Origin of the sequence: Achromobacter pestifer, from assembly GCF_013267355.1 — a bacterium.
Taxonomy (GTDB): Bacteria; Pseudomonadota; Gammaproteobacteria; order Burkholderiales; family Burkholderiaceae_B; genus Achromobacter; species Achromobacter pestifer_A.
The window spans coordinates 3,736,459-3,757,770 of the sequence record NZ_CP053985.1; the positions used below are offsets into that span (position 1 = coordinate 3,736,459).

The 21,312-nt window shown below is 62.7% G+C and carries 17 protein-coding genes; 12 read left to right on the forward strand and 5 right to left on the reverse strand.

Annotated elements, in window-relative coordinates:
* The first annotated feature begins 7 nt into the window (after positions 1-7).
* Together ychF and FOC84_RS17880 are read left to right on the forward strand one after the other, a co-directional pair.
* Entirely contained in the window at positions 8-1,099 is a 1,092-nt protein-coding gene (ychF, locus tag FOC84_RS17875) for a redox-regulated ATPase YchF (protein WP_173145607.1), read from the forward strand.
* 195 nt (positions 1,100-1,294) lie between these two features.
* Positions 1,295-1,936 (forward strand): tyrosine-type recombinase/integrase, encoded by a 642-nt coding sequence (locus FOC84_RS17880; protein WP_254241695.1) that lies wholly within the window; start codon positions 1,295-1,297, stop codon positions 1,934-1,936.
* Between the two features lie 204 nt (positions 1,937-2,140).
* On the opposite strand, the gene FOC84_RS17885 is transcribed toward FOC84_RS17880, so the two are convergent.
* Positions 2,141-3,298, reverse strand: coding sequence for an STY4528 family pathogenicity island replication protein (locus FOC84_RS17885; protein WP_173145608.1), 1,158 nt, complete (start codon positions 3,296-3,298; stop codon positions 2,141-2,143).
* A gap of 609 nt (positions 3,299-3,907) precedes the next feature.
* On the opposite strand from FOC84_RS17885, the gene FOC84_RS17890 reads away from it, so the two are divergent.
* The gene (locus FOC84_RS17890) at positions 3,908-4,666 is read left to right on the forward strand and encodes a hypothetical protein (protein WP_173145609.1); all 759 of its coding nucleotides are present in this window, start codon (positions 3,908-3,910) and stop codon (positions 4,664-4,666) included.
* A gap of 324 nt (positions 4,667-4,990) precedes the next feature.
* Positions 4,991-7,798, forward strand: coding sequence for a glycoside hydrolase family 19 protein (locus tag FOC84_RS17900; protein WP_217278766.1), 2,808 nt, complete (start codon positions 4,991-4,993; stop codon positions 7,796-7,798).
* Between the two features lie 127 nt (positions 7,799-7,925).
* Here the strand turns inward: FOC84_RS17900 and FOC84_RS17905 are convergent, their stop codons facing one another.
* Positions 7,926-8,312, reverse strand: a complete 387-nt coding sequence (locus FOC84_RS17905) for a ligand-binding protein SH3 (RefSeq protein WP_173145610.1) — start codon at positions 8,310-8,312, stop codon at positions 7,926-7,928.
* Between the two features lie 38 nt (positions 8,313-8,350).
* A complete protein-coding gene (locus FOC84_RS17910) occupies positions 8,351-9,106 on the reverse strand; it encodes a sulfite exporter TauE/SafE family protein (RefSeq protein ID WP_173145611.1) in 756 nt (251 codons plus the stop codon).
* A 618-nt stretch (positions 9,107-9,724) separates the two neighbouring features.
* On the opposite strand from FOC84_RS17910, the gene FOC84_RS17915 reads away from it, so the two are divergent.
* The 6 genes from FOC84_RS17915 (at position 9,725) to FOC84_RS17940 (ending at position 15,908) form a co-directional block, all read left to right on the forward strand.
* On the forward strand, positions 9,725-10,195 hold the full coding sequence (locus FOC84_RS17915) for a hypothetical protein (RefSeq protein WP_173145612.1): 471 nt from the start codon (positions 9,725-9,727) through the stop codon (positions 10,193-10,195).
* Between the two features lie 73 nt (positions 10,196-10,268).
* Positions 10,269-11,084 (forward strand): hypothetical protein, encoded by an 816-nt coding sequence (locus FOC84_RS17920; protein ID WP_173145613.1) that lies wholly within the window; start codon positions 10,269-10,271, stop codon positions 11,082-11,084.
* A 129-nt stretch (positions 11,085-11,213) separates the two neighbouring features.
* Positions 11,214-11,888 carry an ABC transporter ATP-binding protein gene (locus tag FOC84_RS17925; protein WP_173145614.1) on the forward strand — a complete coding sequence of 225 codons (675 nt, stop codon included), beginning with the start codon at positions 11,214-11,216 and terminating at the stop codon, positions 11,886-11,888.
* On the forward strand, positions 11,812-13,131 hold the full coding sequence (locus tag FOC84_RS17930; RefSeq protein ID WP_217278767.1) for an ABC transporter permease: 1,320 nt from the start codon (positions 11,812-11,814) through the stop codon (positions 13,129-13,131). Before FOC84_RS17925 ends, FOC84_RS17930 begins: the two co-directional genes overlap by 77 nt.
* Complete coding sequence (locus FOC84_RS17935) at positions 13,124-14,611, forward strand: TolC family protein (protein ID WP_173145615.1); 1,488 nt, start codon at positions 13,124-13,126, stop codon at positions 14,609-14,611. The genes FOC84_RS17930 and FOC84_RS17935 overlap by 8 nt, the downstream gene beginning before the upstream one ends.
* Positions 14,604-15,908, forward strand: a complete 1,305-nt coding sequence (locus FOC84_RS17940; protein ID WP_173145616.1) for an HlyD family secretion protein — start codon at positions 14,604-14,606, stop codon at positions 15,906-15,908. Before FOC84_RS17935 ends, FOC84_RS17940 begins: the two co-directional genes overlap by 8 nt.
* Before the next feature lie 44 nt (positions 15,909-15,952).
* On the opposite strand, the gene FOC84_RS17945 is transcribed toward FOC84_RS17940, so the two are convergent.
* Together FOC84_RS17945 and FOC84_RS17950 are read right to left on the reverse strand one after the other, a co-directional pair.
* On the reverse strand, positions 15,953-16,399 hold the full coding sequence (locus FOC84_RS17945; RefSeq protein ID WP_173145617.1) for a MarR family winged helix-turn-helix transcriptional regulator: 447 nt from the start codon (positions 16,397-16,399) through the stop codon (positions 15,953-15,955).
* Between the two features lie 3 nt (positions 16,400-16,402).
* Positions 16,403-18,001, reverse strand: a complete 1,599-nt coding sequence (locus tag FOC84_RS17950) for an MDR family MFS transporter (protein ID WP_173145618.1) — start codon at positions 17,999-18,001, stop codon at positions 16,403-16,405.
* 394 nt (positions 18,002-18,395) lie between these two features.
* Here FOC84_RS17950 and FOC84_RS17955 point away from each other — a divergent pair, with 394 nt between their 5' ends.
* On the forward strand, positions 18,396-20,924 hold the full coding sequence (locus tag FOC84_RS17955) for an AsmA family protein (RefSeq protein WP_173145619.1): 2,529 nt from the start codon (positions 18,396-18,398) through the stop codon (positions 20,922-20,924).
* Positions 20,921-21,307, forward strand: a complete 387-nt coding sequence (locus FOC84_RS17960) for an MOSC N-terminal beta barrel domain-containing protein (RefSeq protein WP_173145620.1) — start codon at positions 20,921-20,923, stop codon at positions 21,305-21,307. Before FOC84_RS17955 ends, FOC84_RS17960 begins: the two co-directional genes overlap by 4 nt.
* Positions 21,308-21,312: the final 5 nt, after the last annotated feature.

A 21,312-nucleotide genomic window follows, 5' to 3' on the forward strand; every position in this document is an offset into this window, starting at 1 on the left:
GATTCCCATGGCTCTGCAATGCGGCATCGTCGGCCTGCCCAACGTAGGCAAATCGACACTCTTCAACGCTCTGACCCGCGCCGGCATCGCCGCCGAGAACTATCCGTTCTGCACCATCGAACCCAACGTCGGTGTGGTCGAAGTGCCGGATCCGCGCCTGCAGAAACTGGCTGAAATCGTCAAGCCCGAACGCATCCTGTCCGCCACCGTCGAATTCGTCGACATCGCGGGCCTGGTCGCCGGCGCGAGCAAGGGCGAAGGCCTGGGCAACCAGTTCCTCTCGCACATCCGCGAAACCGACGCCATCGTCAACGTGGTGCGCTGCTTTGAAGACCCCAACGTGATCCACGTGGCGGGAAAGATCGACCCCATCGCCGACATCGAAGTCATCGAAACCGAGCTGGCACTGGCCGACATGCAGACCGCCGAAAAGGCGCTGCATCGTCACCAGAAGACCGCGCGCTCCGGCGACAAGGAATCGCAGCGCATCGTGGCCGTGCTGGAAAAATGCGTGGCCCAGCTGAACGAAGCCAAGCCCATCCGCGCGCTGGATCTCTCGGCCGAAGAGCAGGCCGATATCGCCCAGCTCTGCTTCATCACCGCCAAGCGCGCGATGTACGTGGGCAACGTGGCCGACGACGGCTTCACCAACAATCCGCTGCTGGACCGCCTGACCGAATTCGCCGCCGCGCGCAACGCGCCCGTGGTCGCCATCTGCGCCTCCATCGAATCCGAAATCGTCGACCTCGACGATGCCGACCGCCTGGCCTTCCTGTCGGACATGGGCATGGAAGAACCCGGCCTGAACCGCCTGATCCGCGCCGCCTTCAAGCTGCTGGGCCTGCAGACCTACTTCACCGCCGGCGTGAAGGAAGTACGCGCCTGGACCGTGCCGATCGGCGCCACCGCGCCGCAAGCCGCTGGCGTCATCCACACCGACTTCGAACGCGGCTTCATCCGCGCCCAGACCATCGCCTACGAAGACTTCATCACCTACAAGGGTGAGCAGGGCGCCAAGGAAGCGGGCAAGATGCGCGCCGAAGGCAAGGAATACATCGTGCAGGATGGGGACGTGATGAACTTCCTGTTCAACGTCTGACGATTTTTGCTGGATCTCGGTGGCGCTCAGTAGCGTTTGGTGGACGGATTGACTCGTTTTAAATCAATGAGTTGCGGAAACAATACGGTCTGCTGAGCGTTCCTAATGTTCATCGAGGTCCGGAAAATTCGGGGTAGCGTTGGGGGTACTCGTGTTCAACCGTGGGGGTACTTTTCCCCGCAGTGGAGTCCAACGATGCCCGAAAACCTACTCACCGACCTCAAGGTCAGGTCGGCCAAATCGACTGATCGAGATTGGAAACTATCAGACGGCGGGGGCCTGTTCCTGCTGGTCAAGCCCGCCGGCGGAAAGCTCTGGCGGTGGAAGTACCGCCTGCAAGGCAAGGAGAACCTCTTTGCCATTGGCAGCTTTCCCCAGGTAAGTCTTGCGGAGGCTCGCGCTGCCCGCGAGAAAGCGCGTGCCTTGGTCAAGCAAGGTATCCACCCTGCGCATGAGCGGCAGCAGGTCAAGCAGCGCAACCTGGAAGTGCTGGAGGAACGCAAGCGTGCTCGTGAAAGCTCGTCTGCCAAGGTAGCGAAAGCGTACCTGGCGGAGATCAAACCGGTCTTCGGGCTCAGTTCCTACCGTACGAAAGAATCCCGCATCAGGAAGTACCTGTCGCCGAAGTTCGACGGGATGCCGATGAGTGACATTGGCGTTAAACAGATTCGCCCACTGCTGGAAGAGTGCAAGGCCCACGGTGCGTGGGCAGCCATTCATGTCAAAGGCGATCTGGCGGCGATCTTTGAGTTCGCGGTGGTGCGGGGGCTGGTCGAGGCCAATCCGATCCCCAGCCTGCGTGGGCTGCTGGGCATACCTGGGGTGGTTCCGCCTTGACGGGTCTGAGCTTACAGGAACCTGCGCTGTTGGGGTTGCCGATGTACGAAGCCCATTGGTCTTGGCAACTGCCCGGTCAGTGTAGGTCGGGCTTCATCATGTCTGCCGCACACAATGGGATCTGGTGTGCGCCCGCATTGTTGCTGGCGTGTGCGGGGCCGTCACTGCGGCGTGCAGTGACGGCCCGTTTCGCGGCAGCATTTATTACGCAGGATGCGGTTGCCATCCCCTGGTCTGCATTGCCTGCGCTGCGATGTCCCCTGCATTCGTCGAGGTGTTCATGATCTTGCGGATGTTGGCGATGTGCGCCAGGGCGGTTTCACGTGATGCCGGTTGCGCAGTCGGTTTTGGGCGGTCTGCGGTGCGCGGCGGAGCTGCCGGTCGATTCTCGGCAGGCCGTGGGGTGGTAGACGTCTCCTTGCGACCTGCCCACAAGCGGAACTCGCCCGCAACGACGCGCTTCACCAAGACGAAGAAGTAGGCCACGACATTGCGCACGGTGCCGCTCTGGCTGCGAGCCTGCAACTCGTCGAGCACTTCCCGGCGATGCTGCGGCGACAGCCGCCGCAAGGCGGCCTGCACGTCGTTTTGCTGATGTGCCTGGGCATTGCTCAGGCAAGGCGGCAAGCTCACCGACTGCGATGCCGGATCGCCGTCGCCTTCGCGCGCGCGGTACGTACGTTCTTTTTTATACATATACGTCTTATACGTACTGCCCTGCTCAGCCGTCATGTGGCGAGCGTGTTCGGTCTGTTGCGGAACAGGCGTGCTGCCAGCGGAATCGCCAGACAATGGCAGCGGGTCGGCTGCCTCGCTCGCCTGCGACGGCGGCATAGGGGGCAAATCATCGTCATCGTGGCGCTGATCGTGGGTCGCAATGGAGGCGGCTTCAGGTGCCTGCGCCAGCACTGCCTGAATGTGGACGGCCACCCGATCTACCTGGTTGTTTTCATGGCCGATGGAGGCTTGCAAAAGCGCGGGTAGACTGGCATCGAGCGTGCGGGCCTGCTGGAAGTCCAGGGCACTTTCGTGAACCTGATACAGCTCGCTGAGCACATGGCCGGTCAGAGGATCGCGGTGCTGACCCACCAGACTGATCCACCCCGTCAGCCGAAGCACGACGAGAGCGCGCCGGGCCGTCTCGTATCCGGCCCGCTGCCCCAGCGGTGTAGAGGTGAGATAGCGGCGCAACTGCCCCAGGTTCGCCAGTGGGCTGATGCCTTCCGCAGAGCGCAGCATGCGCAGAACCTGCCAACCATTGCGCTCCAGCGGCGTGAGGCGGGCATCGAGCATGAGCGAGGCCGGCGTAGTGAACAGGGCATCTTGCCCCAGCGGATTGTGGCGGGTGTGACGGTTTGCCATGAGAGCTCTCCGAGGTATGGGCAACAGCGGCCCGTTCCCCTGCATCTCATCGCGTACCGTTCCATGCGTCAGCCAACAATGCGGTCTGCGCCATACCCGTTTTATCCGGCAGGCGCAGCGCTGGCACCGGCATCCAGACTGATCTATCATCCCGATACCCCTTATGGGGGTACAACTGGGGGTACTTCCAGCGATTCCCGCAAAGGCAGTGGCTTGATTTCCCCGCGAAACCTAGCATTCACGGCCCTTTGCAGACCGATCAACGTTTAAACGTGTGATCAACGTCTGATCCGTCTGACCGATTTCACGGCGTTTCGTGAAACTCGGTGAAATTGTGGAAGTACCTGAAAAGCCGCGCAAATGCGCGGTTTTTTGGTTTCAGCCGTTGGCAGCCAGTCGCTCGCCGCCTGCCGCCTTGGAAAATAGGGGGGCGCATGGTTCTGAACAGTACCGACGGCGAACCCAACACCGTCATCGCCCAGCGCTTGAGGTTGACCAAGGTCTCCGCGGAAAAGTGCGTGGTTCCGCGACTAGACACCTAGCGATGCCCGCCGTAGCATGCATTGAATCCAACGAACACGTACGGACCCACCCCGTGAGGTCTTTGAGATGGATACCCAAGGCACTACCCGATCATGGCTCGACCGCATCGTTGCGGGCGTGGGTGTCTTGGGGACGCTTGTAACCATCGTACTGACGATCTGGAATGCGCAGACCAAGCAACTGATTGACCAGCGCGAGGCGGATTTGAAGATTCAGAGTGCGGCGCTGGATGCCGAGCTTCGGCGACGCAGCACCAGCGTTGAAGAGTCCAAGGAACGCGTGGAGCGTTACAAGTGGGTCTACAGTCTTGTTCCCGAGCTGAGCGTTCAGGATGGGGCCAAGCGCAATGCTGCGCTCGCCATGGTCCGGCTTGCACTTTCCAAAGAAGAGGCGGACGGCTTGCTCGCAGGGCTGCAGCAGTCACCCAACGAGGAGGTCCGCAAAGCCGCCGCGCAAAGTGTCGCAACCATCGCCAAGATTGAAAATGCGGAAATTGTTCGCCTTGTTTCTCAGATGAATGCGCCTGGCGTGGACGAACGCCGCCGCGCCACGGGCAGGTTGCAGAGAGACTTCAATGATTCAGCGGACGCCATTGTCGAGGCCTTGAAGTTGCTGAATAGCGATCAGATCGACAAGCTCTCTCCGAGCGGCTTGATCAATGTGCTTTATTTTCTTTCTCGCACGGACCCCCGTGCCTGGACTCAAGACGCGCGCTCTTTGGCTGGGCAGGTCCTGCCGCTTGTCCGCGCGCGCAATGCCGGCCCTCAGACGCAAGCAGAGTTGTCCAGAGTAGAGGAAACGCTCAAGGCTGCTGCACGGCAGTAGCCGATTCGAGCTTCCAAGCAAAATCCGACGATTGGACTGTAGCCGGCAACGCTGGCGATGGGCGGTGCGCGCTGCCTCCACCCGTTGCTGGACCGCACCCAGTGCCCGTGGTTTGACGGTCATCCTCTGGGGCAGAACCTCGCTCCGTCCAGGCGGCTTTCCTGCTCCAGGGTCAGGGGCCCAATATCCTGGGGCCCAATAACCTATGACAAGCTCTGACTGTGCGCCATACCCAATTGAAGGGATATGCAATGTGAAAGCGCATGACTAGCATCGGACGCAAAGATCCACTGACGATAGATGCTGGCCGAGGAAGAGACGAACATGCTGACTGATGTCCAACTCGCGCAGATCATGCGCCACGCATCCCGGCTTCGCCGTGCGCAGTGCCTGGAGCCTCTCAACGATGCCATGGCGGCTCACCAGATCGACGCCAACCTGCGGCGGGCGGCCGCCTTTGTGGCGCAGTTGGGCCATGAGTCGGGGGAATTGCAGTTCCTGGAGGAGCTCTGGGGGCCGACGGCAGCGCAGCGGCGTTATGAACCTCCCAGCGATCTGGCGCGCAGACTTGGCAACGCGCATCCGGGCGACGGTCGCCGCTTCAAAGGCCGTGGACCGATCCAGATCACCGGTCGTGCCAACTATGCGCGCTATGGGGAACTGCTGGGCCTGGATCTGGTCGGTCAGCCTGAACAAGCAGCCGACCCCGTGGTGGGTTTCCGGATTGCGGGGCTGTTTTGGGAACGTAATGGGCTCAATGCGCTGGCCGATGCAGGCCAGTTTGACGAGATCACGCGCCGCATCAACGGAGGCCAGAATGGTGCCGATGACCGGCGGCGCCTCTATGCCCTGGCACTTGACGTCCTGCGCGGCAGCCTGCCCGACATGGCTGCTGGTCCGGTACAAGCCACTCGGCGCGGGGGAAAGGCAGGCGCGCGGCGCGCCGCGCCCGCGATGGCGGCGGAGGCGTTGACACGCGGCTGGGAGTTCATCGCGGAGGCCGCGCCCGATGATGAGCCGACCGATCAGAAAGCAAGCGGCAAACGCCGCCGCGGCCAGGCGAACGCCGCGACCAAAAAGGAGGCGGCAGGCGCAGGTCCTGCGCGGCGGCTCGATGCTCGGCCGGATACCCTGGACTTCCGCGATCAGATGTATACCCCCACGCTGATCGAAGTGCCCTTGCACGTACCGCTGGGTGACTATCTTGAGTGCAACGTGCCTATCCTCGATCAAGGTGCCGAAGGGGCATGTACCGGCTATGGCCTGGCCACCGTGGCTCACTACCTGCTGCTGCGCCGGCGCGTGGTACCCGATGCAACGCCGGTAAGTCCACGCATGATGTACGAGCTGGCCCGTCGCTATGACGAATGGCCGGGCGAGGACTATTCCGGCTCCAGCGCACGTGGAGCCATGAAAGGATGGCACAAGCATGGCGTTTGCTCCGAATCGCTCTACCCCAGCGGCGTGGTCAAAGTGGGTAAGAAGGCCGTCAAGTCTGCCTCCAAGGGTTCCCCTGCCGAGGGCGGCCTGAACGACGAGCGCGTGGTCGACGCGCTGCGTCGTCCGCTGGGGGCATATTTCCGGGTCAACCACAAGGATCTGGTGGCCATGCATTCGGCGATCGCCGAGGTGGGCGTCTTGTACGCGACCTGCACCGTCCATGAAGGATGGTCACATGTGGGTGCGGATGGGGAGATCCAGCAGTCGTCCGCAATCCTGGGCGGACATGCTTTCGCCATCGTCGCCTACGACGAGCGCGGTTTCTGGATTCAGAATTCCTGGGGACCCGCCTGGGGCCGTAGCGGCTTCGGTCTGCTGAGCTACGACGACTGGCTGGAGAACGGCACCGACGTGTGGGTGGCCCGCCTGGGCGCGCCAGTCACGCTGCGGCGGCCGGAATCTACCGCGACGGTGCATGCCACCACGGCAGCTCAGTCCGTCAGCTATTCCTACGCCGACTTGCGGCCACACATCATCAGCGTGGGCAACAATGGCGCGCTCAAAGCCGGTGGCGATTACGGCAGCACGACTGACGAACTCCAGCGTGTTTTCGACGAGGATATCCCGCGCGTTACCGGTGGCTGGGCGGTGCCGCGGATCCTTCTTTATGCCCACGGCGGTTTGGTGGGTGAACAGGCCGCCGTGCAGCGGCTGGCCGAGTATCGTCCGTTGCTATTGGATGGCGAGGTTTATCCATTGGCCTTTATCTGGCGTTCGGACTACTGGACCACCATCACCAACATCCTGCGCGATGCCGTCAATCGCCGAAAGCCCGAGGGGGGGCTGGATGCCGCCAAGGACTTCATGCTGGACCGCCTGGACGATGCGCTGGAGCCGCTGGCGCGCACGCTCACCGGAAAATCCGCTTGGAGCGAAATGAAGCAGAACGCCCTGGCTGCCAGCGACAATGGTGGTGCGGCCGAACAAGTCGCCGACCTGCTGGTGGCTTTGCGTAAACGCCTGCCCGCGCTGGAAGTGCACATGGTCGGTCACAGCGCCGGTTCCATCCTGCTGGCGCCGTTGGTCAGCCTGCTGGGCGCGCGGAAGATCCCCGTAAAGAGTTGCACCTTGTGGGCGCCCGCCTGCCAGGTAGAGCTGTTCAAAGAGCATTACGCGTCCGCGCTGGAGAAGAAAAAGGTCGAAAAGATGGCCATCTTTGCCCTCACGGATAAGGCCGAGCGAGATGACAACTGCGGCCGCATCTACAACAAGTCGCTGCTTTACCTGGTTTCCAACGCCTTCGAAGACCCGGCGCGCATTCCACTGTTTCGCGATGGCTGCCCCATCCTGGGCATGGAGCGCTTCATTGACCGGACGCTGATGCAGCAATTGGGCGTGGATCTGGTGCTGGCGCCCAACACCGAGCCGGATGACTCTCTTTCCGCCTCAGGCGCCACCCATCATGGCGACTTCGACGACGACAAACGCACCGTGATGGCCACGTTCCGCCGCATTGCGCAGGCAAGTGCCAAGAAGGCAGCTTCAAAGGCGGCGGCTGCGGCGCGGGTAAAGACAAAACGCATCAAGGATGGCGAGCAGCCGACGGTGACGGTGGCGCCCACCTTCAATCGTTCGGAATCGTCCATGCGCGACCAACGTCAACTCATTGATCTCCGTACAAAGGCACTCTAGCTAGGGGGCTTGCCAGCTGATCCGTGGGCAAAGTCGATGTCATTTCTCGACGATCGAATCTGCGGTGGCGGTCCACTGAAATGTTCGGCACGGGCCAGCGGATCTCTGTCAGCCCACGATGGCCGTCTCATCCCTGCGCCTGAGCTTCCTGGCCGCATGCACGCAAGTTTTCAAGCGGCACCCAGCCCGTCTCGCCATCCACGAGCCTGACCGCCCACACCCATCCATTCAATTCGCGTTCGCCGCGCAGCATTTCGCCTTCCGCGACATCCAGTTCCTTGTTGGTGAAATCCTCCAGCATCGTGGCGCTGCCGTCGGCGTGGCGATCCAGGAATTGCGCCGGCACGAAGCCGGCTTCCTGGTTCGCTGGCGTGCAGAGATACCAGTCGGGCCAGCCCTCGGGGCCATCGTACCGCTCGCCGACGGTGACGCGATCTCCCTTGCGTACCAGCATGGGCTCGGGAAACTCGCTGGCGTGGGCCTGGACGACGAGGTAGCGGCGATCGGGATTCATGGGTGTTGTACCTGTCCGTGTTGCTGTCAGGGGCGGAACTATGCCACGCGTTCAAGCAGCCGCGGCACTGCCGATGCCAGCAAGGCGACGCCGGACGCCGTCAGCAGCCCCAACACGATCTGCCGGAAGCGCGCCTCGCTGATGCCTATGTAAAGCTTCGCGCCCAGCAGCACCGGCACCAGCATGGCGGCGGCGACGATGGCGAACATGGGCAGCATGGCGCGCGTGACGATGCCGCTTGCCAGATACGTGCCCATGGTCACCAGCAGCATGGACAGGTTGAAGTTCTGGATGATGGCGCGTTGCGCGTCCTTGTCCAATCCGCGCAGCGTGCACCACAAGGTGGGCAGCGTGCCCGTGAAGCCGCCGATGCCGCCCAGCACGCCGCCGGCCATGCCGACGGCCGCGTCGGCCGCGCGGCCGCCTGCGGAGATCTTCGGCAGGTTCTTGGCGTACAGCATGGCGGGGCACCAGATCACCAGCAGGGCGCCGAGTATGGCCTTGAACCAGTCCATGTCCAGGCGCGGCAGCAGCGCCACGCCCAGCGGAATGCCGAACAGGCCGCCGATCACGAAAGGCAGCAATCGTCCCAGGTCGAAGCCGCGGCGCACGGTGATGGCGGCGAGGACCTGCCCCACCAAGGCGCCGAAGACCGCGAGCGCCGCAGCCAGGCGCGGGTCCAGCACCCAGGCCCAGAACGACATCGCCACCAGGCCGAACGCAAAGCCCGACAGGCCTTGCACGAAGCCCGCGATGACCGCGCCCAGGGTGACCACCAGATATACGGAATCCATTGCCGTGCTCTTTGCGCCTTGTACGGAAGGGATTTGCATTATGGGCGATTCCCGTGCCTCGAAAATCGCATTTTCCTATGGTCCGATAACAAGGGTCTTATGGTTGCGGGTGTCAGGAAGAAGATCCATGATTAACGAGAGCTCTGGGTGCCAAGAAGGCGCGGATGCATTATCTCGAATTAATCATTTTCTGGAGATTGATTCATGCTTTGTCTGTGGTCATACGAAAATGTAGCCCGATACTCGGCATTAGTCCGTTTATAGAGCTTCCATGGAGTTCGTTCTTCGTGCGGTTTACTTTTGCATAGAGGTTTTCAAGTCAAGTAGCAGAGTATCGTCAGTCTCGCTGATTTTCTACGGTTGACGGGATTTCTTAGGAATTCCAGTTATTTAACCCTGTTATTTTGAATAGGGATGGATTAAAAGAGCTAAATTTTTGGGTCGCTAAATCGTTAAGAAATCGCAGGAAATGGAAAGTGAATCTCTTAACAATGCCAACGTGTCGACGCTCGTCGATGGATAGGTTGCGCGACAGCACATTTGAATAGGCTGTGCTTGGCGGATGTGCCGCAACCAGGGCTGACTCGACACAAAAGCGCCCAGATGGGAGTTCGTGCGATGCAAATCAAGAAAGCCATGGTTGTAGCAACACTTGCCGCCACTACGATGTGCGCTGCCGGAGCGGCTGTTTCAGGGCCTGCGGTAACGGTTACGTTCAAGAATCTGGGGGCGCAGCCGGCTACGTATACGCCCGTGACCAATAACGAAACCAGCACCTTTGTCGATGCGAGGCCAAAACCTAAGAAACTCGTCAGAGCGGGCGATTCAGACTCGTATCAAGTGCAGAACCTGATCAGTCCCGACGCCAACGCAGCCGTCGTGCGCTACACGATGGACGGCAAGACATGCGTCTTCGGCACCACATTTGTGTATGCCATTGGCGGGGGATCACTGATTACGGGTGGTCTCACCAAGATACCGAAGTGGAACAAGACGGCCACGGGCACCGGAGGGGCGGATTGCAATGCCGCGTTCACCTTGCAGAACCCCGTAACCCACGAGTGGTCGGTTGAGTTCACCATGAGGTAGCAAGGCGGGGCAGCCTCGCGCTGCCTCCTTGCTGCCGCATACAGTCTAAATCCTATCAACGATGGACCGGCATATGAATCACATCAATCAATTCAGTTATTCCGCGGTACGCAGCCAGCAGCCCGCGCGGCAGGACCTCGCCGGTAAAACCGCCGTCAGCCATGCGTCTCCGGCGTCCGGCGCGTCTGGCTCACTGCCCGCCAGCAAGACCGGCGTTTCGTCGCTCGCGCGTTTGCTGAGCGAAGCGGGCACGCGGGCGGCCGCTAGGGATGCCAGCACCAGCCGCGAGGGCCTGGTCAAGATTGTCGACGCCACTGTCGATAAGCTGATAGGCGACGGTTACCGGATGAACAAGTCCAAGGCTGATGCCGAAGTGCCCAAGTCGGACGATCCACAACGGCTCGCCCTGGCCAAGCAGGCTACCGACTTCGCCAACGGCGCGGGTCCCAATCCCTTCAAAGGGATGTCGCGCGAGCAATTGGCATTGATCACCTACGACGATAGCGGAGCCTTCACCGTCAATGAGCGTCAAGCGGCTTGGCGGGAAGACTATGACCAGGATCAGGTATGGAGGCGGGGCATCATCGCGAAGCTGAACGATGACTCCCGTCGGATAGGTCGGGATTCGCCCCAAACCCTGCAGGAAATGCTGGATTACCACAGATCGTTGCCGCCCATTCTAAGAGCCCAGGAGCCCCAGGACTACGAGGCCAAGCTGGAGGTAGCGATTACTCAGTCGAAGCGTACGGAGTCGACGCCGCAGAAGGACGAATTCCAATCCTTGCTGACGCTGTTGCTAAAGCGCTTGAGCGACGATCAGGGCAAGCGACGCCACACCGTGGCTCCCGCGCATGTGGCGGGAGCATTGAGGATGAGATCGGCTTCTTGATATATCGCGCGTCGCGAGGCGGCTGAGTCGCCGTGTTCGGTTGCCGCTGATGCCAACGAACATCTGTCGGGGCGATGCTTGTGTTTGCGGATGGAAGGGGGAGGAGTGCCTGGAATATACGACACGGACATGCTCCGCCTGGAGGGAATCACACATGCCTATGCTGCGGGCGCTTCCAGGCAAGCAATATTGCACGACGTGTCGCTTTCCATCCCCGCGGGCCAAAGCTGCGCCATCGTCGGTGCATCGGGATCCGGCAAGAGCACACTGCTCAACCTCATGGGGCTATTGGATGCGCCCACCGCCGGGCGTGTGTTGCTCGCCGGTGTGGATATGACGCGCGCCGGCTCCGGCGAGTGCGCGCGGGTGCGCAATCGGAGTATTGGATTCGTTTTTCAGAGCTTCCATCTACTGCCGCGCCTCGATGCGCTGGACAATGTCGCGTTGCCCTTGCTGTATCGCGGCCTGTCGCGGCCGGCAGCGAGACAGGCTGCCCTGGCGCAACTGGCGAAGGTGGGATTGGAAGAACGCACCTGGTACCTCCCCGCGGATCTGTCGGGCGGCCAGCGTCAGCGCGTGGCCATTGCCCGGGCCTTGGTGGGCGAGCCGGCCCTGTTGCTGGCCGATGAACCTACCGGCAATCTCGATGGCCAGACCGCACAGGACACTATTGATCTGCTGCTTTCCTTGAATCGGGAGCAAGGCGCCACGCTGATCCTGGTGACTCATGACCATGGAATTGCCAATCGCATGGAACGCCGCATCGAAGTGTGCGATGGCCGAATCCGGGAGGCACATGGTTAGGGCGCGGGCGCCACATGTTGGGCGTCATGTCCTGCAATCCGGTTATGGCCCGTCCTGGTCGCAACTGCTGCGAGAATCGATCGAGAACCTCCGCTTGCAGGGGCGGCGGGCCATCTTGTCCATGTTGGGGATCGCGGTGGGCTGCATGGCCGTCGTGGCGCTGTTGAACATCGGGCACAACGCCCAGCTTGAAGCCATGCGCGTCTTCCAAGGCATGGGCACTGATCTATTGGTGGCCAGCGTGAAGAATCGCATCGAGGGTCGCAGTGCCGCGGTGCCCGCCGTCGCTCACCTGGATGTCGGCTCGTTGCGCGCAGCGCTGCCCGATATTGCGGCGGCGGCCGTGTTGATTCCAACGGGCGCGGAAGCACGGTTGCGGGGACGTTCCCTGAGCGTCACGGTATTGGGCAGTAATACCGAGCTGCGGAACGTTCTGGATCTGCGGCTGGCGCGAGGCCGATTCCTGAGCGAGTTCGACGCTGGAGCCACCCATGCGGTTTTGGGGGCGAATGTCGCGGCTGAGTGGGAACGCGCAGGCGTTGCCGTTTCATTGGGTGACCAGATGCGGCTTGGCGGCTACTTGTTTGAAGTGGTCGGCATTCTATGGCCGAACGGACAGAATCCATTGCTACCCGTTTCCCCGGACGATGCGGTTCTTTTGCCCGTCGAAGGGATGCGGCGTGTCATGCCGCTTCCGCAAATTTCCAGCATCCTGGCTCGTAACGCCGATAGCGGTACGCTCGGGCATACCTCACCCCAGCTACAGGCCTGGCTGACGGAAAGGTTGCCCGGATTCGAGATCGATGTGCAGATCCCCCAGCAATTGCTGGACGGCATGGCGCAGCAGTCACGCCTGTTTTCATGGTTCCTGACGGGTCTGGGGGGCATCTCCCTGCTGGTGGGCGGGATAGGCGTGATGAATGTCATGGTGATGAGCGTCGCGGAGCGGCGCCGGGAAATCGGCGTACGCATGGCGCTGGGCGCGCGTCCCATGGATATTGCGCGCCTCTTTCTGCTGGAGGCAATCCTGCTGTCGGCCGCTGGTTCGCTGGTTGGCGCGGCATGCGGCTTCGCGGCGGCCAGGCTCTTCGTGCATCTCTCCGGCTGGTCGTCGTTTTCAGCATCGGTGGCGGCGTTGCCATTGGGTGTCGGCAGCGCCATTGCGATTGGCTTGTTCTTTGGATTGTCACCGGCGTTGGCGGCGGCGCGCCTGGCGCCTGTAGAGGCGCTGCGCGATGTGTAGGCTGCACGCCATTGTTGCTGCGCTGCTTGCCGCAGCACTCTTCATCACTTCTGAAAGAGCCGCGGCGCGGACGGCACCGATGCAGGCAGGTCGGCAAGGCCAGGGGGCACCTGCCGCTACCGGGAAGTCGTTGAATGCCTCAACCATCGATCTGACATTGAGCGACGCAATCTATCTGGGGTTGCGGGAAAACCGTGCCATTCGCAGCGCCTATCTGGATCGCGTGGCTCAAAAGTTCGACCTGCGTGTGGCCGAGGATCGTTTTACGCCAAAGCTGACGCTCCGCGGCAGCTACCTTTCTCTGCGGAATCAGGCGGATCCCTACCGACAGGGGACCCTGGCCCCCACCGCGAGTCTGCAGACGCCTTATGGCAGTCGTGTCAGCCTGGGCTGGAACTACAGCCACATGCGGGCCAGCGAGGGCGGCCTGTCGCGCAATGACGGCGCCAACATCGCTGTGATCCAGCCTTTGTTGCGCGGCGCCGGGAAGGACATCGCGACGGCCCCCGTGCGCCTCGCGCGCCTGAATGAACTGATAAACCGGCTCAACCTTAAGCTCATTGTCGCGCAGACCATCACGCAGGTCGTTGTTTCCTACCGAGCACTGCTGCAAGCGCAGGGGCAGTTGGCGATTGCGCAGGAATCGCTGGAGCGCGCGCGTCAGTTGGTTGACGTCAATCGCGCCATGATCGCTGCCGGGCGCATGGCCGAATTTGAAATTGTGCAAACGGAAGCCGAGGTGGCCACGCAGGAACTGGCCTATGAAGACACGCGCAATCAGGTGGAGAGCGCTCGCCTGGCCCTGCTGCAGTTGCTGACCCTGAACCTGAACACGCCGATTGTCGCGACCGAGGCCTTGCAGGCGCAGCGCCTGGACGTCAATGCTGTCGAAGCGCTACGGCAGGCCGAAGCTTCTCAACCTGCTTATCTGACACAGATCATTGCCAGCGAGCAAGCTACCGTCAATCTTGCCGTCGCGCGCAACGATCGCCTCTGGAATGTATCGCTCGTGGGTGGCGCCAGTCAGGCGCGCGAGCGCAGCGCCTTGAGCGGCGCCTCGCGCAACTGGGAAAACTATGTTGGGCTTCAGGTGGAAATTCCCATTGGCGACTTGAGCACGCGCCAGACCGAAGTACAGGCCGAGGTCAACGTGCGCAGCCAGGAACTTCAGTTGGCGGAGGCTCGCCAACAATTGGAGCGTGATGTGGTCAACGCCGTGCGCGATATCGGAACGCGGTGGCGCCAATACGAAATTTCCCAGCGTGCACGCGATCTTTCTCGCCGAAAACTGGAAATAGAACGTGAAAAGCTCACCGTGGGCCGCTCCAGCAACTTTCAGGTCCTGAGCTTCGAGAATGATCTGCGCAATGCGGAAAACGCGAGGCTCAACGCGCTTGTCAGCTATCTCAATGCGCAGGCCGAACTGGACCAGAAGCTGGGGACCACGCTGCAAAGCTGGGACATCGCGCTCGATGACTAGCTTCCGTCTTGCGAGCCAAGCTCTCTTCTTCATCGGCCGCAGGCCACTCTTGCTGATGTTGCTGTCGCTGGCTGGCGGCATGCTGCTTTGGCGGCCATGGAAGACAGATGCCGCGGAGACAGAGCCGGCAACGAGCGAGTGGGTGGCCGTGGAGCCCCGGCTTCTCGAACAGCGGCTTGGCTTGGTCGGACGTATTCAGCCGAGCCGTCAGGAGACGCTGGGGGCTCCATTCGAAGGTGTCATCCGCGAAGTGCTGGCGCGCGAAGGACAGTCCGTTGATGCGGGGCAAGTTCTGATACGACTTGACCCTGGGAAGATCGATATTCAGCTGCGTCAGGCACAGGCTGAGCTGCTCAAGGCACAGCGGGAAGCCAATCAGCTGCGCAACTGGGACAGCAGTTCCGACGTTTTTCGCGCTCGACGAGCCGTGCAGACCGCTCGCACTACCCTGGAAAATACAGAGACGAACCTGCGCGATACCCGGATGCTCTTTGCGCGCGGCATCGTCGCCCGCATGGAAGTCGACACCATGGCGCAACTGGTGCGCACGCAGCAGCAGGATCTGCTCGCCGCGCAGGAGGAGCTGCACATCGTTGAGACTCGCGGGCAGGGCGTGGACCGGGAGATCGTCGAGATGGAGCTGGTCAATGCTCAGGCTCGCCATCAGGCGTTGCTTGCACAACGCGATCGTCAGGCGGTCACGGCTCCATTTGCGGGGTTCGTCGCGCGCCCCTCGGTTCCCGACGGAGGGAAGGCGCTGAGCGTGCAGCCTGGCGTGCTGGTCAGCCAGGGTACGCCCTTGTTGAGCGTGACTGGGCGGGAACACATCCAGGTGCTCTCCAGGGTGGAGGAGATGGATCTGCACCGGTTGCGCGTAGGCATGCCGGTGCAGATCGCGGGCGACGGCTTTGCCGGGCAGGTGCTGGGCGGGCACATCGAGTCCATTGCGGTGCAAGGCAACGCAATGGACGTGCAAGGGGCTGCCGCATACTACGACGTAGTGGCATCGGTCGACGCCTCGCTCACCGATCTCAGCAAGCACGTCCGGTTAGGGATGAGCGCTCGCTTGACGGTCATTCTGTATCGCAATGAACAGGGCATCGCGGTGCCGCCCGACGCGTTGCGGATTGATGCCGACGGAGCATCCTACGTCCTCTATCGCGCAACACTGGATGCCTTGCCGTCGAAGATCGTCGTGAAACCCGGCCAGGCGATAGCGCAGGGCGTGGAGGTGCAGGGATTGGATGTGGGATATGTGCAGACAGGTTATGGGCAGTCCAGGGCGCGGGCGCGGTGACTGCTCGGAGGTTTTCCGCCAACGCCGCATTCGGCCTGGCGTCTTCAACCTTGAGGCGTCTTATCCGCCTTCCGCAGGAAATTCGCTTCCAGCACGCTCAGCACGCGGTTCAATGTATCGATATCCGCGGCCGACAAACCCTTGAGCGACTCTTCGAAGAAGGCCGCCCGCTTGGGCAGGGCCTCGTCCACCACGGCCTGGCCGGCGGGCGTGAGGCTGGCGTTGGTCAGGCGGTTGTCTTGCGGGTCCATCGCGCGCGCGATCCAGCCCAGTTTCTGCATGGCCTGCAACTGGCGCGTGAGCGATGCGGGATCGAGCCGGCAGCGTTCGGCCAGGTGCTTCTGCGAGCATTGGCCGCATTCGTGCAGCGCCAGCAGGATGCGCCAGCGGGGCAGGGCGTGGCCGACCGTGCCGCTGAACGCGCTCTGCATGCCGCGGTAGGTCTGCCCCATGTGCTGGATGACCTGCAAGCCTTGTTGTTGTTTGGGCAAAAGCTATTCTCCGACGCCGGCCGGCTCCGGTTTGGAGGGGCGGATCAACTGGACCGGCGGCACGCGCCGCACACACCAGAGCGCGAACACGGCAACCACCAGGGCGATGAGCTGTCCTTCGTGGATGGCGCCGACAAGCGCGACGCGCGCGATCTCGATCAGCGAGGTTCCGTCCTGGCCTTGATGCGCCAATTGTGCCAGGAACTGCGTCTGGGCCGCGGGATTGACCAGCATCTGGGGATCGTTCAGCTCGGGCAGCCAGCGGGCGGAAGCGCCGCGCAGGGTGGACTCGACGCCGCTGAAATAGCTGTGGCTGACCATGGTGCCGACGATCGCCGTGCCCAGCATGCCGCCTATCATGCGCAGGGATTGCAGCAGTGCGGTGGCGATGCCCAGATGGCTGCGGCCGGCGGTCTGCTGGGCGAAGACCGTCAGGTTGGGCATGATGAAGCCCATGCCCAGGCCGGCCATCAGCATGTATGCGGCGATGAGCGCATGTGACGTATAGCTATGGGTGGTAACAATTCCCAGGCACGAGAGCGCCATCAGGATGAAGCCCGCATACAGCATCCGGTTGGGATTGCGGATGCGGGTGATGATGCGGCCGTTGATGATGCTGCCCACGGTGATGAAGACCACCATGGGGGTGATGAGCAGGCCGGCATCCTGGGGCGACAGCCCGAAGCCGCCCTGCAGCAGCAGCGGCGCGTAGAACAGCAGCGAGTACATGGTCACGCCCACCAGCAGGGCCAGCGTGAAGAGCATGGCCAGGCCGCGGTTGCGGAACATGTCCAGCGGCAGCAGCGGGTGCGGGCAGCGCCGTTCCCACCAGAGCAGGACGGCGAAGGCGACCGCGCTGCCCACGCCCAGCAGCATGATGGGCCCGCTCAGCCCTTCCTTGGGCAGCAATTCGACCAGCAGTTGCAGGCTGCCCAGCGCCAGCGCGATGAGCACCGCGCCCTGCCAATCCAGCCGCACGCGGCCGGTCGTGTGGTTGCGCAGGTGCGGCAGATAGCGTCCGACGAACCAGAGGCCGAGGATGCCGATGGGCAGGTTGACGTAGAACACCGAGCGCCAGCCGTAGTGCTCCGTCAGCGCGCCGCCCAGGGTCGGGCCCACGGCGTTGGCGATGCCGAAGGCGGAGCTGAGCATGACCTGCCAGCGCAGCCGTACATGGGGATCAGGGAACAGGTCGGGGATGGAGGCGAACGCGGTGCCCACCAGCATGCCGCCGCCTATGCCTTGCAGCGCGCGAGCCAGGACCAGCGTGAACATGCTGTCGGCCGCGCCGCAGAGCACCGAGGCGAGGGTGAACAGCACGATCGCCGCCACCACGAACGGCTTGCGCCCGTAGTAGTCGCCCAGCCGGCCGAAGATGGGAACGGTGATGACGGAGGTCAGCAGGTAAGACGTCGCTACCCATGCATACAGTTCGAAGCCCTTGAGTTCGGCCACAATGGTCGGAAGCGCGGTGCCGACCACGGTCTGATCGATGGCGACCATCATCATGACGAAGCACATGCCCAGCATGGCGAGCAGGGTCTGGCGGAAAGGAAGCACCTGGCCGGGCGAGTGCGGGGTGCCTGTAGCGGGGGCGGACATTGTTGGATCTATCAATGATTGATGTATCAATCATTCTAGCCCTACAATCCGCGAGACAGAAAGTTGTCAGGTCCGAGGCTGGATTTCGAAGCACGGAGCCCGGGGCAAGAGTGCTGAATTTGCGCGGTTTTGCCTGGCTTTCCGCGCGAAGCCGGCTTGATTTGTTACGATAGCGCTATCTGTACGCTGGTCTAGCTGGCGTCTTCATCAGGCTTTCCTTGGCAGATCCCCATTTTTGGCGCCGCAGCCCCAGGCTCGGCAAGAGAGCGGGCACGCCCTGAAAGGCCGTGGCTACATGGGCCGGGCGGTTTTTCCGCCGCTAAAGCACCTTCCGCGCGCCTGGCGCTGCGGACGGCATTCAAGGATTTCCAGTCGAGGTACCGACGGGGCAGCAATGAAAACGTGGTTCAAGCGCATTTTGATAGGCCTGGTAGTGTTGGTTGTCGTGGCCGTCGTTGGCCTGGCCATCTTCTTGCTGACATTCGACCCCAACGCGTACAAGTACAAGCTGGAAGAGCTTGTCCAGCAACGCTACCAACGCACGTTGACGATCGACGGCGAGATCGAGCTGTCGCTCTTCCCGCGCATCGGGCTGTCGGTCCAGGGCGTGTCGCTGTCCGAGCCGAACAGCGCCGAAACCTTCGCCTCCATCGATAGCACCAGGCTGGCGGTTGCCGTGTGGCCGCTGCTGTCCAATAGCTTCGTCGTCGATCACGTGGCCATCACCGGTTTCAAGGCCCGGGTGGTGCGGGACAAGCAAGGCCATTTCAATTTCAGCAATCTCGTGGGCGGCATCGCGCCGGTCACGGCGGCGCCGGCCAATCCCGCCGAAGCCTTGGCGGGCGCGGCGCAGAGCGCGGTGCAGGCCATCGCCAACGGCAACCTGCCGCAGCCGCGCAACAACATGCAGATCGACATCGCCGGGCTGGACCTGAAGGACGGCCAGGTGCAGCTGCAGGACGCCATCACGGGCATGGCGGTGGCGGTGACCAAGATCAACGCCAACACCGGCCGCGTTACCTTCAATCAGCCGTTCGATGTGCGCATGACCGCGCGCGTCGAGGGCGGCAATCCGCGCGTGGACGCCAATCTGACCGGCCAGGCGCTGCTGACGCTGGACCCGTCGGCCAAGCGTTACGCCGCGCAGAAGCTGGACCTGCGCATGGACGGCAAGCTGCCGGGCGCCGAGGCCAAGAGCCTGGCCATGCGCGGCAATCTGGCCTTCAACGGCCAGAAGTCTGCGCTGGACATCGCCGGCCTGGAAGTCGTGTTCCAGGGCGACGTCACGGATCCCGCTGCGCGCGCGACCAATGTGGATGCCAGCGTGGCCATCCCCAAGCTGGCGATCGACCCGCACAAGAGCCAGCTGCAGATCGAGAAGCTGGCGATACGCGCCAAGGGCGGCGTGGCCGATGGTCCCTTCGAATTCGCCGTGGACGCGCCCGCGCTCAATATCTCTCCGGCGTCGGCCACGGGTGAAGCGCTGACGGGCCGCGTGCGCATCAGCGGCCTGGACGCGAGCTTCGGCCTGAACGGCATCAGCGGCAACGCCGGTGAGCTGGACATCAAGGAAGCCAAGCTGGACAGCACCTCCAAGAACGGCGAAAGGATCGTCAAGCTGAACTTCGCCTCGCCGCTGTCCTTGAACCTGCTGCAGCGCAGCGGCGGCCTGTCCGGCCTGCGCGGCGACGTCAACATCACCGATCCCGGGCTGCCCAAGGGCAGCCTGCAGATTCCCGTGATCGGCAGCGTGACCGCGGACCTGCTGAAGGATCAGGCCACCAGCAAGATCAACGCGGTGCTGGAAGGCGGCAAGTTCGACCTGAGCGCGGACATTACCAAGCTGAGCGATTCACCGAAGGTGAGTTTCGCGCTGGTGGTGGATACGCTGGACCTGGACAAGCTGGTGCCGCCCGCGGCGGCAACGCCCGCGCAGCCCGCTTCCAAGCAGCCTGCCGAAGCCAAGAAGGAAGACGGCAAGCCGGCGCAGCCGGCCGCTGCTCCGGCTCCCCCCGCTCCCGCCAAGCCCGCCGACGATACGATCGACCTGTCGGCGCTGATCGGCCCCAGCGTCAACGGCACCATCAAGGTCGGCAAGCTGGTCGTGCGCGGCCTGAAGGCCGACGACGTCGGCGCCGCCATCAAGCTGGACAAGGGCAAGCTGGACATCTCCAGCCTGACGGCTGGCCTCTACGGCGGCAAGCTGGCGGGCACCTTGTCGGTGGACGCCGCGCAGGGCAACCAGCTGGCCACCAAGATGTCGCTGGCCGGCATCGCCATCGAACCGTTCCTGATGGACCTGGCGCGCCAGAACGTGCTGAGCGGAACGGGCAGCCTTGCGCTGGACCTGAAGACGGCCGGCGCCAACGCCTACGCCATGAAGAGCGGCCTGGGCGGCACCCTGCAACTGCGCCTGCGCGACGGCGCGGTCAAGGGCATCAACCTGACGCAGACGCTGCGCGAACTGAAGGCCGCCTTCAAACCGGAATCGCAGAACGAGACCGTGGCCTCCGACACCAGCAAGCAGACGGCATTCTCCGAGATGGACGCCGACCTGGCCTTCACCAAGGGCGTGGCCGCGGTCAAGCGCCTGAACGTGGTGTCGCCCCTGCTGCGCGTGACACAGGGCGAACCGGCCACCATCGACTTCGTCAAGAGCGAGCTGGACCTGGTGGCGCGCGCCCGCGTCGTCAATCCGGCTGCCGATCCGGAAGGCAAGGAACTGATAGACCTGAAGGACGTGACCATCCCCGTGCACGTCAAGGGGCCGTTCGACAAGCCTACCTACACCGTGCTCTGGAAGGACGCCATCGGCGGCATTCTCCAGCGCAGCCTGGAAAACAAGCTGCGCGAAGCGGTGACAGGCAAGGGCAAGGGCGGCGCGGCCGTCGACAAGGCTTTGAAGGGACTGCTGGGCAAATGAACGCCGAGAACTTCCAACCCGTGGCCGAGTGCGGCGCCACCACGCAGGCCCAGGCCGCTGGCTATCACCGGCAATGGCTGGTCGCCAACGATTCCGGGCAGTGGTTGAACCGCGCCCTGTGTCCTCGGTTGGCCGAGGTCGCGGTCGAGCTGCGGCTGGGTTATCTGGTGCTGAAGGCGCCGGGCATGCTGCGCATGGATATTCCGCTGGACGTCATCGAAGACGACGACAGCGTGCGCTACAGCATGAAGGTGGGCGAGCAGGTGATCGACGTGATCGACGAAGGGGAGCTGGCCGCAGCCTGGATTTCCAACTTCGTGCAAGTGCCTTGCCGCATCATGAAGGTGCATCCCGACACGCCCGTGGCTGCCTGGCCGGCCTGAACGGG